Origin of the sequence: Achromobacter agilis, assembly GCF_900496965.1 — a bacterium.
GTDB lineage: Bacteria > Pseudomonadota > Gammaproteobacteria > Burkholderiales > Burkholderiaceae_B > Achromobacter > Achromobacter agilis.
This window is the reverse complement of sequence record NZ_UFQB01000021.1, coordinates 105,935-120,546: the sequence shown is the minus strand read 5'-3', so window position 1 is coordinate 120,546 and position 14,612 is coordinate 105,935. Positions and strand designations below refer to the sequence as shown.

10 protein-coding genes, 1 tRNA gene and 1 other RNA gene are annotated in these 14,612 nt (G+C 67.9%); 3 read left to right on the top strand and 9 right to left on the bottom strand.

Going from position 1 to position 14,612, the window contains the following annotated elements; all coding sequences use genetic code 11:
- From dnaX to AGI3411_RS22115, 6 genes are all read right to left on the bottom strand, one after another.
- Window positions 1-1,183: DNA polymerase III subunit gamma/tau (dnaX, locus tag AGI3411_RS22135; RefSeq protein WP_129529474.1), on the bottom strand; the 1,183-nt coding region annotated here is incomplete at its 3' end.
- Window positions 1,184-1,400: 217 nt separating this feature from the next.
- An RNA gene (gene ffs / locus AGI3411_RS22130) (signal recognition particle sRNA small type) lies at window positions 1,401-1,498 on the bottom strand.
- 461 nt (window positions 1,499-1,959) lie between these two features.
- On the bottom strand, window positions 1,960-5,424 hold the full coding sequence (locus AGI3411_RS22125) for a UvrD-helicase domain-containing protein (protein WP_129529473.1): 3,465 nt from the start codon (window positions 5,422-5,424) through the stop codon (window positions 1,960-1,962).
- 3 nt (window positions 5,425-5,427) lie between these two features.
- Complete coding sequence (locus AGI3411_RS22120; RefSeq protein ID WP_129529472.1) at window positions 5,428-8,091, bottom strand: PD-(D/E)XK nuclease family protein; 2,664 nt, start codon at window positions 8,089-8,091, stop codon at window positions 5,428-5,430.
- Window positions 8,092-8,196: 105 nt separating this feature from the next.
- Window positions 8,197-8,367: a hypothetical protein gene (locus AGI3411_RS30175; protein WP_165359236.1), complete on the bottom strand. Its 171-nt coding sequence runs from the start codon at window positions 8,365-8,367 to the stop codon at window positions 8,197-8,199.
- Between the two features lie 24 nt (window positions 8,368-8,391).
- Window positions 8,392-9,591: an MFS transporter gene (locus AGI3411_RS22115; RefSeq protein WP_129529471.1), complete on the bottom strand. Its 1,200-nt coding sequence runs from the start codon at window positions 9,589-9,591 to the stop codon at window positions 8,392-8,394.
- Window positions 9,592-9,818: 227 nt separating this feature from the next.
- Here AGI3411_RS22115 and AGI3411_RS22110 point away from each other — a divergent pair.
- Together AGI3411_RS22110 and pbpG are read left to right on the top strand one after the other, a co-directional pair.
- Window positions 9,819-9,893 (top strand) — tRNA-Arg (locus AGI3411_RS22110).
- 323 nt (window positions 9,894-10,216) lie between these two features.
- Window positions 10,217-11,446, top strand: a complete 1,230-nt coding sequence (gene pbpG, locus AGI3411_RS30435; RefSeq protein WP_165359240.1) for a D-alanyl-D-alanine endopeptidase — start codon at window positions 10,217-10,219, stop codon at window positions 11,444-11,446.
- Between the two features lie 149 nt (window positions 11,447-11,595).
- Here pbpG and AGI3411_RS22095 read toward each other — a convergent pair whose 3' ends face one another.
- Window positions 11,596-11,982, bottom strand: coding sequence for a ribbon-helix-helix domain-containing protein (locus tag AGI3411_RS22095; RefSeq protein WP_129529469.1), 387 nt, complete (start codon window positions 11,980-11,982; stop codon window positions 11,596-11,598).
- A 241-nt stretch (window positions 11,983-12,223) separates the two neighbouring features.
- Between AGI3411_RS22095 and adhP the strand changes: the two genes are divergently transcribed.
- Window positions 12,224-13,249 (top strand): alcohol dehydrogenase AdhP, encoded by a 1,026-nt coding sequence (adhP, locus tag AGI3411_RS22090; protein ID WP_129529468.1) that lies wholly within the window; start codon window positions 12,224-12,226, stop codon window positions 13,247-13,249.
- A 156-nt stretch (window positions 13,250-13,405) separates the two neighbouring features.
- Here the strand turns inward: adhP and AGI3411_RS22085 are convergent, their stop codons facing one another.
- Window positions 13,406-13,984: a DJ-1/PfpI family protein gene (locus AGI3411_RS22085; RefSeq protein WP_129529467.1), complete on the bottom strand. Its 579-nt coding sequence runs from the start codon at window positions 13,982-13,984 to the stop codon at window positions 13,406-13,408.
- 132 nt (window positions 13,985-14,116) lie between these two features.
- Window positions 14,117-14,608: a Cys-tRNA(Pro) deacylase gene (gene ybaK / locus AGI3411_RS22080; protein WP_129529466.1), complete on the bottom strand. Its 492-nt coding sequence runs from the start codon at window positions 14,606-14,608 to the stop codon at window positions 14,117-14,119.
- Window positions 14,609-14,612: the final 4 nt, after the last annotated feature.

Genomic DNA, 14,612 nt, shown 5'->3' with positions numbered 1-14,612 from the left:
CCGGCGGCGGCGCAACGGCGGGCGCAACAGCGGCGGCGACCGGATCGGCCGCCTGGCGGGCCGGCGCGGCGGGCGCTTCCAGCGCGGTCTGCGGACCGGCATCGCCGTTGAGCGCCAGCATGCGCAGGCAGGCCATGATGAAGCCCGCGTATTCGTCGGGGGCCAGCGTCAGTTCGCCACGGCTATGCACCGCCACGGAATAGAACAGCTGCACGGCGTCGGGATGCAGGGACTGTGCCAGGCGCGAGATGTCGGCGGCCAGGGGATCCTCGGCCGGCGTAACGCCGGTCACGCGCTGCTCGATGGCCACGCGCGACAGCAGCACCGCCAGGTCGGCCAGCGCGCCGGCATAGGACAGCCCGCGGATCGCCAGTTCGTCGGCCACCGCCAGCACGCCCTTGGCGTCGCCCGTGGACAGCGCGTCCAGCAGGCGCACCAGGTGCCGCTGGTCGATGGTGCCGAGCATGCCGCGCACGGCCTCCTCGGTCAGGTTGCCGGCGCTATAGGCGATAGCCTGGTCGGTCAGCGACAGGGCGTCGCGCATCGAACCGGAGGCCGCCTGCCCGATCAGCCGCAGGGCCGGCACTTCGAAGCCGACCTCTTCCTGCCCCAACACGGCCTGCAGGTGCCCGACGATGGAATCGGCCGGCATCTGCTTGAGGTTGAACTGGAGGCAGCGGGACAGCACCGTCACCGGGATCTTCTGCGGGTCGGTCGTGGCCAGGATGAACTTGACGTGGGGCGGTGGCTCTTCGAGCGTCTTGAGCATGGCGTTGAACGCATGCCCGGTCAGCATGTGGACTTCGTCGATCATGTAGACCTTGAAGCGTCCGGCGCCCGGTGCGTACACCGCCTGTTCCAGCAACTGCGTCATTTCCTCGACGCCGCGGTTCGACGCCGCGTCCAGTTCGAGGTAATCGACGAAGCGTCCCGAATCGATTTCCGTGCACGCGCGGCACACGCCGCAAGGCTTGGACGTGATGCCCGTTTCGCAGTTGAGCGATTTGGCCAGAATGCGCGAAAGCGTGGTCTTGCCCACGCCCCGGGTTCCGGTGAACAGCCAGGCGTGGTGCAGGCGTTGCGTGTCGAGCGCATGCGTCAGCGCGCGCACCACGTGATCCTGTCCCACGAGGGTATCGAACGATCGCGGCCGCCACTTGCGGGCCAGTACCAGATAAGTCATGGGTGGATTGTAGAGCCTGTTTCGGGAGCCGGCTCGAAAAGGCAGATCCAGCTCCTGGGGTTCGGCGCGTAGGCCTCGGCGCCCACGCCTCGCGGGGCCTGAAATGCAAAGGGGACGGGCTTATTTTCGTGGAGCGTATCCTTGAAAAATAACCCCGTCCCCTCAGGAAAACAAAGGGCCATGATGATAGGCATGACCCTTTGTTTTGAAGAATCCGGTTGGCGAGCCTTACTCCGGCACTGACCCTAAACGACTATGGCTGCTTCGTTCCCGACCTGACCAGGTTCACCGTCGAACCATGCGAAGGGGCCCGCCACTTGAGATTCTAGCAGAGCTGCGCTTCGCTTGCTTGCTCGAATCTCAAGTGGCGGGCCCCGAGGGGCGGTATGTGGGCCCCCTCCCCGGCCCTCCCCCCGTGGGGGAGGGAGAGGGACTTCGCTTCGCTGGTCCTTTTGGCTCGCTTCGCTTTGCCTTGCATGCTCGCTTCGCTTTGCCGCCTAACTCCGGCCCGTGTCTGACACCCGTACGAGACGCTCTGACAATCCCCATGCCCCCGCCCGGGTGTCTGACACACTGCTCGCTTCGCTTTGTCGCCTAACCCCAGCCCGTGTCTGACACACTGCTCGCTTCGCTTTGCCGCCTAACTCCAGCCCCCGTGTCTGACACTCGTACGAGACGTCCTGACAAACCCCATAAGCCCGCCCGGGTGTCTGACACACTGCTCGCTTCGCTTTGCCGCCTGACTCCGGCCCGTGTCTGACACCGACCCAAGCACTTCAATGCTTCAAGTCGATCCAAGCGCGCGCCCGGGGGAAGTACAGCGCTGCCCTCGCCTTGCGGCCGTCCAGCGCGGTCACTTGGGTGCAATAGCGCAGCAGCTGTTCGCCGTGCCGCTGGCGCATGCGTTGGGCGAAGGCTTCGGGGAGTTCGCCTGGGTGGGGACGGCCGGTTTTGTAGTCGACGATGAGCCAGCCGTCTTCGGTACTGAGCGCAAGGTCGATCACCGACACCTTGCCCGCTGCATCGATCAGCGGCCATTCGCGGCGTGCGCCGGATTGCGACAGCAGCCACAGGCCGCGTTCGTCGGCCAGCGTGGCCTGGAGCGTTTCCAGCACGGCTTCCGAGGCCGCGTCCGCCTGGCTCGCGGGAATGCCGGCCCGAGTCAGTTGGCGCCGCATCGCGGGCAGGCGTTCGGCCAGGAGCTCCGCCGGCCACGTGCCGACGCCGTCCTGCCCGATGCGGGCCAGCCAGGCGTGCGCCAAGGTGCCGATGGCCGCGTCGTAGCCGGCTTCCAGTTGCCAGGCCGGATGCTCTCCGCCCTCGCCCCAGACACCGCGCGACGCAGTGGCGAAGCCGGGGCTGGCCACCTCGTCCGCCGTGCGCGACAACAGCGCGAGGCCCGCGCCGTCCACGCGCCGCAAAGGTTCGCCTTGCCATTCGGGCCCGTCCACGGCCTCGGGCACGGCCTCGCTGTCCAGCGACGGCGGCATGGGCGCAGCGAGACAGGGCCACAGGCGGCCCAGCAAGCTGGCCGACGGCGGCGCCTTGACCTGGCCGCTGGCCTCGTCCACCGACAAGTGGCCCACCAGGTGCAGGCGCTTGCGCGCCCGCGTGGCCGCCACGTACAGCAGGCGGTCGACCTCGTAGGAGGCGCGGCGCGCCTCGCGCGCGCCCAGGTAGCGCGATACCGGGTCGGCTTCGGTTTCCGCGCGCGGCTTGACCGGGCCGAACAGCACGCGGCCGCCGCTTTGCTCGAAGCGCACGAGCGGCGCCTGGTCGCCGCGCGGCGCGCGGTGCAGGCCATACAGAATGACCGTTTCGAATTGCAGGCCCTTGGACTTGTGCATGGTCATGATCTCGACCGCGCCTTCCTCCTCGTCCGCCGCGTCCGGCGCGGCGAAGAGCCGCGCGATCCCCGCGTCCAGCGCGGCCGGATCGATGGCGCCATGCGGCGCCAGGCGCTCGACCAGCCGGAACAGGCTTTCCGCGTCGTTAGACACCGACACGCCCGCGTACAGCGCCGGGCCGCCCAGACGGCGCCACAGCGATTCCACCCAGGCCGCGAACGGCATGGCGCCCGATGCATTGCGCTTGTCCAGCAGAATGCCCGCCACCTGCCGCAGCCGCGCGAATTCGTCCGCGCCCAGCGCCTCCTGCGCGGATGGCGTTTCAGGCGTCTCGGGCGCTTCGGGCGCGGCGTCGAACAAACTGCCCTGCAGCCCGGCGCCCGCTGCGGCCGCGGCCGGTTGAACCTGCGGCGCGATGCGCAAGGCGCGTTCCAGCAGGACCGGCACCGGCGTGATGTGGTCGTCGCCAAACAGACGCTGCAAGGACGTCAGCGTCAGGCCGCAGTACGGTGCGCGCAGCACCGACAGCCAGGCGAGACGGTCGCCGGGATGGGACAGGGCCCGCACCAGCTGCACCAGATCCGCGACCACCGGCCGCAGCGCCAGGGGCACCAGGTCCACCGCGCGGCAGCGGATGCCTTCCTGCGCCAGCCGGCGGGTCAAATTGCCCAGATGGCTGCGCGCCCGCACCAGCACCGCGACCGGATGCCTGGCGCCCTTGTGATCGATGAGCGCCTGGCGCACCAGCCCCACCGCGATGTCCTCGGCCTGCGCTTCCGCCGGCGCCGCGCCCTCGCGCGACCAAGCCGGGTGGAAGCGCACAGCCGGTTCCGGCAGCGCCTCGTGGAAAGCGGTGGAGGGGCTGTAGGTGATGGCGCCCGCGGCGGCGTCGCTGCGCCTGGGCAGCAGTTCGGCGAACGACTGGTTCACCCAGTCCACGATGCCGGCCTGCGAACGGAAGTTGTCGGTCAGGTTTAGAAAGTCCGGCTGCAGCTCGCCTACGCCTATCTCGGCGACTTCGAGGAACAGCCCCACCTCCGCCTTGCGGAAGCGGTAGATGGATTGCATCGGATCGCCCACCAGGAATAGGCTGCGGCCGTCGCCGGCCTGCCAGCCCGAGGTCAGCGTGCGCAGCAGATCCAACTGGGTCTGGCTGGTGTCCTGGAATTCGTCGATGAGCAGGTGGCGGATCGAGGCGTCCAGCTTCAACAGCAGCTCGCCCGGATCGTCTGCGCTGCCCAGCGCGGCCGCGGCCCGCTGGGCGATCTCGATGAAATCCACCTCACCGGTGTCGGCGAAACGCAGCCGCAACTGCGCCACGGCCAGCGCCAGGGTCAGCAGCTGCGCGCCCAGCACTTCCCATTGCGCGTCGGTGAAATGCGGCGCGGGAATATCGCGCACCGCGTTGAGCCGGCGTACCCAGGGCGCCTGGGCGTCGGCGGCCTCGAGCCACGCGACAAAGGGTTCCTTGTGCGCGCACTTGGCCGGGAAGCCCAGGTTCTTGTTGACGGTCTTGCGCAGAGTGCCCGTGCCGGTCAGCAACAGGTGCGCCACGGCCCGCCACTGGTCCAGCAGGCCGGCGTCGGGCAGCAAGTCGTCGGTCCAGTCCAGCAGCGGCAACAGCTTGTTTTCCTCGTCGCCGTCCTGCAGGTGGGCGGCGGCCAGCCGGGCCGGGCCGCAAAGCGCGTCGGCCCAGCCGCGAGGCATGGCCTCGCAGAGCGCGTCCAGGTCTTCGCCGATGGCCTCGGCCAGCGTCGCCTCCATCGCCTCGCGGTCGGACCCGTGGCGCAGCAGCGGCAGCCATTGATCGCGCTGCCCCAGCATATCGGCGATGGCCTCCTTGGCCGCCTGCACGTCCACGTCCAGGTGCTTGAGCAGGATGCGCACGGCCTCGTAGTCGTCCGCCAGCTCCAGGGTGGCGCGCGCGGCGGCTTCGTAGTGGGCACGCGCATCGTCGGTGATCTCGGGCATGCCGCCCAGTTCCGACAGCCAGGGCATGCTGCGCACCAGCCCCGCGCAGAAAGAGTCGATGGTACGGATGGCCAGGCGCGCCGGGTGTTCAAGCAGGTGCCAGCCCTGCTCCGCATTGCGCGCGAGCGCCGCGCGTGCCAGCTCCCAGCTGCGGCGCTCGTGCATGGCCTCGGGCGGGCCGTCCAGGCCGCGGCGCAGTTTGCTCAGCACGCGCGCGTGCATTTCGGAGGCGGCCTTGCGGGTGAATGTGATGGCGACGATTTCTTCCGGGCGGTTCACCGTGGCCAGCAGCGCAAGAATCCGGTCCGTCAGCAGTTCGGTCTTGCCCGAGCCGGCCGGCGCCTGCACCAGGAACGAACGTGTCGGATCCAGCGCGGCGGCGCGCGCGGCGTGGTCGTGCGGCAGGCGTTCTTGTTCAGCCATGGCTCATGCGTCCTCGTCGTCCAGATGCAAACGCAGGAACGGCAATGCATCGCAGTATTTCAGGTCGTCCCGGCGATAGGCCACATTGGCCGCATACCCCGCGACATATTCGTCGGCCAGCGCCTCGATCGCCACGCGCCAGCGCTCGCGTATCTGCGTCCACGTCAGGCCGTCGAAATACTTGCTTTCGCTGGCCAGGGTGACGCCCGGCATGCCCAGGTCTTCGTCGGCCAGGCCTTGCGCGGCGACCTGCCGCGCATGGACCTGCGCCAGAACCAGGCCCGCCACGTCGCCGCCAGCGGCGTCCGCGAGCACCGACGCATAGAACGGCAGCTGGACGTTCACGGGGCGGCTGCGCGACCAGTCCGGCTCGGGTTTGGCGGCGGCCACGCCGGTCTTGTAGTCCACGATGACGTTGCGGCCGTCGTCCAGGCTGTCGATGCGGTCGAGCCGCAATTTCAGCGTAAGCGCGCCGCGCTGCCACTGGTGGTTCTTTTCCACCTGCGCCACGGCGAACGGCAGGCGCTGCGCCTCCAGGTCGAGCCACGATGCCAGCACCGCCTGGGCGCGCTGGCATTCAAGCGTTTTCAAGGCGGGCGCGTAGTCCCGCAGTTCTTCTTCCGCGGCCTGCGCCACCGCCTGTTCCAGCAAGGCGGGCAGGCGCCCCGCCGCCATCACCTCGTGCAGCGTTTCCTGGTCGGGCATCATGCCCCAGAGCAGCTCCAGCGCCTTGTGCAGGAACTGGCCGCGCACGTTCACGGTGGCGGCGTCCGCATAGGGCGCGAGTTCGCGTCCGCCCAGGCGATGCCGCACGAAGGCCCACAAGGGATTTCGGGCCTGCGTGTCGAGCACGTCCAGGCCGCCGCCGCCCCGGTTGCCCGCGGCCAGGGGCGGCCCCTGGGCGTCGTCCAGCGATTCCTGCGGCAGCGCCGCCACCGCGGCCGCCGCGGGAGGCGCCCACTCCGCCAGCGCCGCGGACGCGATCAGGGGCGACGGGCGCAACTCGCGTTCGCCATCCATGTGCGCATGGCTGACGATGATGTCCGGCGCGCAGCGGCACAGCGCGGCGTACATGCCCTCCGCCCATTCGCGTTCGCGCTCCGGCGTGGCGCGCGGCGCCTTGGCCTGGCGCAGCACGGCCAGCGGCAGCAGGGGGTTGGGCTTGGGCGAGGCCGGCAGCACGTCATCGGTCAGGCCCAGAATCCAGACGCCGTCCCAATAGCCGCCTTCCGCCTCCAGCAGACCGAGCACGTCCAGGCGCGCCAGCGGGTCGCGCTGCGGCTGGAACGAGGCGGACCGCGCCACGCTCTCCAGCAGGTTCACGGCGGCCAATCCGCCCAGGCGGCCGGCGGCCGGCGCAAGTGCCGAAAAACTGCCCAGGGCGTCGCCCAACGCGCCCATCACCTGATAGCCCACGCTGTCGAGCACGGCTTCGCCCGGAAACCCCAGCGCCGTCAATGCGGCCTTCATGCGCAGCATCCAGACGTCGCAAGTGGCCTGCTTGCCGCCCTGCGTCCAGATCTCCATGGCCTGGTTCCAGGCCTGCGCCAATAGCGGCGTGTCCGCCAATAACTTGCGCCACTCCTGCGGGCTCACGTGCAGGCGGGCCTGGCGGCGCCAGCGCGCGTCCATGGCGGCGAACCGGGCGCGGTCGCGCACGTCGCCGGCGCAATGCCCCGCCAGCAGGGCCGCGCCCAGCACGTCCACGCCGCAGTCCTTGCCCGTAGCGCACTCGGCCAGGGCGCGCAGCCAGGCCAGCGCGGCGCGCGCCATGGGCCATTCGTTCAGCGGCCGGCCCACGGCGACGTTGAAGGCGTAGGCGGGCTCGCCGCCGTGCCCGGCCAGGGCCTGGCTCAACACCCGCCGGGCAAAGGGCGATTCCGCCTCGAGCTGGGGCGACACGATGGCGTAGCGGCCCTGGGGATGCGCCTTCAGGGAGCCGGCCGCCCAAGCGGCCGCGGCGCGCCATTCCGCCCCCTGGTCCGCCGCTATGTACCGCTGCGCCGCAGCGGCGGCCCGCTGTGCGTCGCGCCACTGCGCCACAACGGTGCCCTGCGCTTCGAAGGCCTGCAGCAGCCGCCGGAAACGCGGCGACAGATCCGTGAAGCCCGCCAGCACCAGTTGCCGGGGCGTGGCCAGGCACCCTTGCTCCAGCGCCCGCAACACCCGGGCATAGCCCTGATTGGCGTCTTCCGCGTCGATGCCCGCCAGCGTCTTGCGATAGCGCTCGCGCCATTTCGCGAAGCCGCGGTATTCATCGGTGTCGGCGCCCGAAGGGACCTGGAGCTCCCACTCGTCCATGAGCAGGTCCGCATCCATGGCCAGGCGCGCGGCCTGGCTGGCGTCCAGCAGGACGCGCTCGGCCTCTTCCGTCCGGATCGCCTCGGTCCATACCAGCTGCGTGGCGAAGCTGTCGAGCCGGTAAGCGGGCACGCCGTCATCCGCTTCGAACGCGAGTTCATTGGCCGACTCGGCCAGCCAGGCGGATAACGGCAGGATACGCGGCAGCTCGCTGACCTGGCGCTCCTGGCGCAGCAGGCCGGCCAATTCCAGCGTCAGCCGGCGCGACAGGCGATTGTTCACCGTCAGCACGAGCGTGCCGGCCGCGGGCATGCCGCCGATGTCCGGCAGCGATAGATCGGGATAGGAAGGCGATGTGTCCTGCATGGGCACCCAGGGCACCGGCCCGGAGGCGGCACCAATGACGGAGAAAAACACCGCCGTAGGATACCGCGAGCCGAAGGCGGAAATCGCGCCTGGCGCCGGTTTACGCTAGAACCCGCAAAGGGCTGCCAGGTTTTCCCACTGGATCTGCATCTCGGGCGTGCTGTAGCCCCAGAACGCCAGCCCCAGCACCGCGGCTAGGGCCAGCATCCCGGCCACGCGCCAGCCGCGATGGCGGCGGGCGGGAGAAGCGGGAGAGGCGGGCGGATTGGAAGTCATCGCGGCTCCTGGGGCATGCCGGCGTCAGGCGGGAACCGGCTGGGCCACGGGCTGCTCGCGCACCGGCAGGCACAGCAGTGCGGCCATGATGGCCAGCGCCACGCCCAGCCACCACACCAGGTCGTAGTTGCCCGTCTTGGCGTAGGCATATCCGCCCAGCCAGACGCCGATGAAACTGCCGAGCTGGTGGCCCAGGAAGACAATGCCAGACAGGGTTGCCGCGTAGCGCAAGCCATAGATCTGGCCGATCAGCCCCTGCGTGAGCGGCACGGTGCCCAGCCAGAACAGGCCCATCCAGGCCGCGAAGGCATACAGCACCCAGGGCGACAACGGCATCCACAGCAACAGAAGGATGCCGAAGGCGCGCATGCCGTACACCACGGCCAGCAAGCGCTTCTTGCTGTACTTGCCGCCCAGCTTGCCGGCATAGAACGAGCCCAGCACGTTGAACAGGCCGATCAGCGCGATGGCGGTGGCGCCCTGCCCCGCCGTCAGGCCGCCATCGGTGACGTAGGCCGGCAGGTGCAGCGTGATGAAGGCCGTATGGAAGCCGCAGACGAAGTAGCTCCAGAACAGGAAATGGAACGAAGGATGGCGCACGGCCTGCTTGACCGCCGAGGCCAGCGATTGCTGCGGGCCCCCATGAACCTGCGGCCGGCCGCGAAGGAAGTAGGCCAGCGGCGCGCCGCAAGCGACAAACAGCGACAGCACCCACAACGCCCCCGTCCAGTCCAGGCCGCTGATCAGCATCTGGCCCGTGGGCACGACGGCGAACTGCCCCATCGAGCCGCCCGCGCTGGCGATACCCATGGCCGTACTGCGGTAGGCGGGCGGCACCGAACGGGCCACGACGGGCAGGATCACGGGGAAGGTCGTGCCCGCCTGGCCCAGGCCGACCAGCACGCCGGCGGTCAGGTAGAGCGTGGTTTCATCCGTGGCGAACCGCGTGCCGATCATGCCCAGCATATACAGCACCGCGCCCAGGGCAATGGTGCGGCCCGAGCCATAGCGGTCTGCCAGGATGCCCATGAAGATACAGGCCACGCCCCACACCAGGTTCTGCAGCGCGAAGGCCATGGAAAACACCTCGCGGCCCCAGCCTTGGGCCAGGCCCATCGGCTGCATGAACAGGCCGAAAGTGGCGCGTACCCCCATGGCGAGCAGCACGACCAGCGTGCCAAGCGCAATGGTGCGCATTGAAATCGTATCGGATTGGCTAGACATGAAACCCGTGTCTCGTTGTTTTTGGTTTTCCGCCCCCTCCTCGGAGCGGTCCGGCTCAGGGGCCGGATCCGCACATCATATACAAGTCCCCGGCGGGCGCCGCTTTGCCCGGACCTGGCCGAAGGGCCATTTCCGCGGGCACCAGATGCTAGAATCCTGGTCTCAAATCTATGGGCGCCGCCGATGCACCGCAGTTTCGGCGGCCCGCGCAGTCGGTTTGTACGAGTCTCGCCGTAGTTAAATGGATATAACCGGCCCCTCCTAAGGGTCAATTGGTGGTTCGATTCCACCCGGCGAGGCCACTTCCGGCGTCGGTTCCGATGCCTTCCTCTCCCCCCTGCACCCCCATCCGCCCCCGCCCGTTCAGCCAAATGAGGGTTAATCCGGGCTACGCTCACGCGCGGAGCGCCGTTAGCGTCTCGTGACGCGTCTTGTGACGAATTGAAGCGACGTCAATACGTCACCGATATTTTTTTCAGCGATGATAGCGAATCGCCTTGCGCATCACTTGAAATTGCTGTTTAAATTCGACGCGTAAGCCTCTAATTCATCTGGACTTTTTCTGGCCCGATAGAACGCCGGCTTAAGAAACATTTCTTCACAGACTGACAAGCCTGCTCAAACCATGGCATTTTCCTGGAAACGTGCGATTGCGAACGCGATAGCGCCTGTGGCGCTGGCGATGTGCGCGCTCCTGCCCCCCGCCGCGCAAGCGGCCAAGAATTCCGATCCCTGCAAGACCAACGCCAAGTCGTCGGCCTGCAAGGCGCAACAAGCCAAGAAGGCGCCGGCCGCCAAGGCCGGTTCCGGCAAACAGGCTGCTTCGACACCCAAGAAAGCCTCCCCCACCGCCAAGAAGGCCCCGCCCAAATCCTCGTCCGCCAAAAAAGCCCCGCCCAAGCCATCTTCCAGCAAGAAGGCCGCCGCCCCCAAGGGTGGCAAGCAGGTGGCCGCGAAGGGCACGCCGTCCAAGAAGGGCGGCGCCACGGGCAGGAACGGCAAGCCGAACAAGCCGTCGCGCGCGCAGCGCGCCGCCGCCGCGGCAAGCGCCGCCGCCATGCCGCCGCCCGCCGTCTCCGCGCGCGCCGAGGCCGCCGCCCTGCGCTCCAGCACCGCCTACGTGCAAGACCTGGAAACGTCCACGGTCATCTTCGCCAAGAACGAAAATGTCGTGCGCCCTATCGCCTCCATCTCGAAACTGATGACCGCCGTCGTCGTCGTGGACGCCAACCTGCCCATGGATGAAATGCTGGAGATCACCGACGATGACGTCGATGGCCTCAAGCACACCACCTCGCGCCTGCGCGTGGGTACCAAGCTGTCGCGCGGCGATATGCTGCACCTGGCCCTGATGTCGTCGGAAAACCGCGCCGCCAACGCGCTGGGCCGCCACTATCCGGGCGGCCTGCCCGCTTTCGTGGCCGCCATGAACGCCAAGGCGCAGGCGCTAGGCATGACCAGCACGCGCTTCATCGAGCCCACCGGCCTGTCCAGCGACAACGTCTCTTCGCCGCACGACCTGGCCCGCCTGCTGCGCGCCGCCTCGCAGCGTCCGCTGATCCATCGCTACTCCACCGATACCGAGTACGAGGTCGAGATCAACAACCGCACGCAGACGTTCCGCAATACCAACCTACTGGTGCGCAAGCCCGATTGGGACATCAAGATTTCCAAGACCGGCTACATCAACGAAGCCGGGGAATGCCTGGTGATGCTGGCCCGCATCAATGGCCGTGATCTGGCCATCGTGCTGCTGGACTCCCAGGGCAAGCTCTCGCGCATCGGCGATGCCGTGCGCATCCGCCGCATCGTGCAAAGCGAGGTGGCGCTGGCCTCGATCGAGTCTGGCGGTTGAACGCCCCTGCGTTGCCCGCCTTCAAGCGAAGGGCCCGATTGGATCGGGCCCTTTTCTTTTTTTAGCCGGGGCCAACGCCGCGATCCGCGGCGCCGCGCATGGCGTGAGCGCGCTTGCCTCCGTGCCGGCGCCTGGCCGCCGGTGCGTTGCTAGGCGGCCTTGCGCTTCGGGCGCAGGGGCTCCGCGTCGTACAGCGAGGGCGGCAACCCTTCCAGCACGGCCTGGGCATTGAGCGAGCGAATCGGCACGCCAGCGTCCAGCGGGATCCTGCCCTCGGCCTGCAGCAGTTGATAGCGCAAGCAGCATACGCGCAGGAAAGAGGTGAAGTTGGCGGCCTCGCCGCGGTACTCGATCAGTTCGTCGTACAGGCGTTCGATCAGCTGCGTCACGCGCATGCCGTCGCGGCCCGCGATCTCTTCCAGCACCTGCCAGAACAGGCGTTCGAGCCGCAGGCTCGTGGCCACGCCATGCAGGCGCAAGGACCGGGTTTCGGGGGTATAGGACTGCTCGCTGGCGCGGATGAAGATTTCACACATGGGAGATCCTGGAGCTCTGGGCAAGGCGCGCGCCCGGGCCGGGACGCCTACGGCTCACTGTACGCCGTTTGGCGGCGCGCCGGCAAGACGAGGCGCCGGCCGGAAATCCGGACCCGCTATCCTCGATTCTGAAACCACACGTTTCCAGCCGCCCTCCCTTCCCTGCGCATTGATATAAATCATGGTCGGGAAAGCGCACGCGTTCGAGGATATCAATACTGATCTGACTTCGGAGGTAGTGATGGAAAAAACCATGAAAGCAGCGGTGGCACGAGCATTCGGCCAGCCCCTCGCAATCGAAGAAGTCGCGGTGCCGCGCCCGGGTCCGGGCGAACTCCTGGTGAAGATCGAAGCTTGCGGCGTGTGCCATACCGACCTGCACGCCGTCGAGGGCGACTGGCCGGTCAAACCCAATCCGCCGTTCATCCCGGGGCATGAAGGCGTCGGCCACGTCGTGGCGGTGGGCGCCGGCGTCACCCACGTGAAGGAAGGCGACCGCGTCGGCATCCCGTGGCTCTATTCCGCCTGCGGGCACTGCGAACATTGCCTGGGCGGCTGGGAAACCTTGTGTGAACAGCAGCAGAACGCAGGCTATTCGGTGAACGGCGGCTTCGCCGAATATGCGCTGGCCGCCGCGGACTACGTGGGCCTGCTGCCCAAGAACGTCGGCTTCGTCGACATCGCGCCCGTGCTGTGCGCCGGCGTTACCGTGTACAAGGGGCTGAAGATGACGGACACCCGCCCGGGCAACTGGGTGGTAATTTCCGGCATCGGCGGCCTGGGCCACATGGCCGTGCAATATGCGAAGGCGATGGGCCTGAACGTCGCCGCGGTCGACATCGACGACGCCAAGCTGGATTTCGCCCGCCGTCTCGGCGCGGAGGTCACAGTCAACGCCAAAACCACCGACCCGGCCGCCTACCTGAAACGCGAAATCGGCGGCGCCCATGGGGCGCTGATTACGGCGGTATCGCCCAAGGCGTTCGAGCAGGCCCTGGGCATGGTGCGGCGCGGCGGAACCGTGGCGCTCAACGGGTTGCCCCCGGGAGACTTCCCGCTGTCGATTTTCGACATGGTGCTCAACGGCATCACGGTGCGCGGTTCCATCGTCGGTTCGCGCCTGGACCTGCAGGAATCCCTGCAATTCGCCGAAGAGGGCAAGGTGCACGCCACCGTCGCCACCGAGAGCCTGGAGAACATCAACGACGTTTTCGACCGCATGCGCCACGGGCAGATCGAAGGCCGCATCGTGCTCGACTTCGCCTGACCGCAACGCGCGGCAGGCAAGCCAAAAGCGCCTGGGGCTGCCCAGGCGCTTTTTCTTTTTTGCCGCCGGGCCGCCCCAAGGCAAAAAACGCCTCCCTCGGGGGGCAGCAAGCGCGTAGCGCGCCAGCGTGAGGTTTTTGGGGGGGACCCCCCAGCCTCAGGGGACGATCTTGGTGCCCAGCACCGCCAGGAACTGCGACATCCAGGCGGGATGGGCAGGCCAGGCGGGCGCCGTCACCAGATTGCCGTCGGTGTAGGCCTGGTCGATTCCGATCTCAGCGTACGTGCCGCCGGCCAGGCGGACTTCCGGTGCGCACGCCGGATAGGCCGAGCAGGTGCGCCCCTTCAGGATCCCCGCGGCGGCGAGCAGTTGCGCTCCGTGGCACACGGCCGCGATGGGCTTCTTGGCCTGGTCGAAGGCGCGCACGATGTCCAGCACCTTTTCGTTCAGGCGCAGATACTCCGGCGCGCGTCCGCCGGGGATGACCAGGCCGTCATAGGAGGCGGGCTCGACGCGGTCGAAATCGTAGTTGAGCGTGAAATTGTGGCCACGCTTTTCGGTGTAGGTCTGCCCACCCTCGAAATCATGGATGGCCGTGGCGACGGTATCGCCCGCCTTCTTGTCCGGGCACACCGCGTGCACCGTGTGCCCCACCGCCAGCAGGATCTGGAACGGCACCATGGTTTCGTAGTCTTCGGCGTAGTCGCCGACCAGCATCAACAAGCGCTTGCTCATGTGAGTCTCCTAGGGATGGCTGGAAACCGGTTGACCACCCCGCGGGGCGGGTTCCGGGTTTTGTAGACCTATTGTGGCGCCGCCATCGGGCCGGGAGGTGGTATCGGGATACCGCAAGCGCGCCGCTTGCCGCTACGACTCCAGCGCGACGGACACGCCTTTCGCGCCCAGCAGGCTGACCAGCACCTTGGGATCGATCCCGATCAGATAGCCGCGCCGGCCGCCGTTGATGTAGACGACCGGATAGTCCAGCACCTCCGATTCGACCCACACCGGCATCTTCTTGCGCGTGCCGAAAGGCGACGTGCCCCCCACCTGGTAGCCGGAATGGCGCTGCGCCACCTCGGGCTTGCAGGGTTCGATCTTTTTCAGGCCGGCCTGGCGGGCCAGGTTCTTGGTGGAGACTTCCCGGTCGCCGTGCATGACGATGATCAGGGGCTTGGCCGATTCATCTTCCATGATCAGCGTCTTGACCACCGCGTGCGGGTCCAGGCCCAACTGGCGCGCGGCCTCGCCGGCGCCGCCGTGGTCCACGTAATCGTAGGTGTGTTCCGTATAGGCGACCTTGTGCTGCTTGAGGAACTGGGTGGCCGGAGTTTCAGAAATATGGCGGGCTTTGCTCATGGAG

Coding starts and splice junctions, on each gene's coding strand:
- AGI3411_RS22120 (WP_129529472.1), bottom strand. CDS start 8,091: ATGCAGGACACATCGCCTTCCTATCCCGATCTATCGCTGCCGGACATC.
- AGI3411_RS22125 (WP_129529473.1), bottom strand. CDS start 5,424: ATGGCTGAACAAGAACGCCTGCCGCACGACCACGCCGCGCGCGCCGCC.
- AGI3411_RS30175 (WP_165359236.1), bottom strand. CDS start 8,367: ATGACTTCCAATCCGCCCGCCTCTCCCGCTTCTCCCGCCCGCCGCCAT.
- pbpG (WP_165359240.1), top strand. CDS start 10,217: ATGGCATTTTCCTGGAAACGTGCGATTGCGAACGCGATAGCGCCTGTG.
- adhP (WP_129529468.1), top strand. CDS start 12,224: ATGGAAAAAACCATGAAAGCAGCGGTGGCACGAGCATTCGGCCAGCCC.
- ybaK (WP_129529466.1), bottom strand. CDS start 14,608: ATGAGCAAAGCCCGCCATATTTCTGAAACTCCGGCCACCCAGTTCCTC.
- AGI3411_RS22085 (WP_129529467.1), bottom strand. CDS start 13,984: ATGAGCAAGCGCTTGTTGATGCTGGTCGGCGACTACGCCGAAGACTAC.
- AGI3411_RS22095 (WP_129529469.1), bottom strand. CDS start 11,982: ATGTGTGAAATCTTCATCCGCGCCAGCGAGCAGTCCTATACCCCCGAA.
- AGI3411_RS22115 (WP_129529471.1), bottom strand. CDS start 9,591: ATGTCTAGCCAATCCGATACGATTTCAATGCGCACCATTGCGCTTGGC.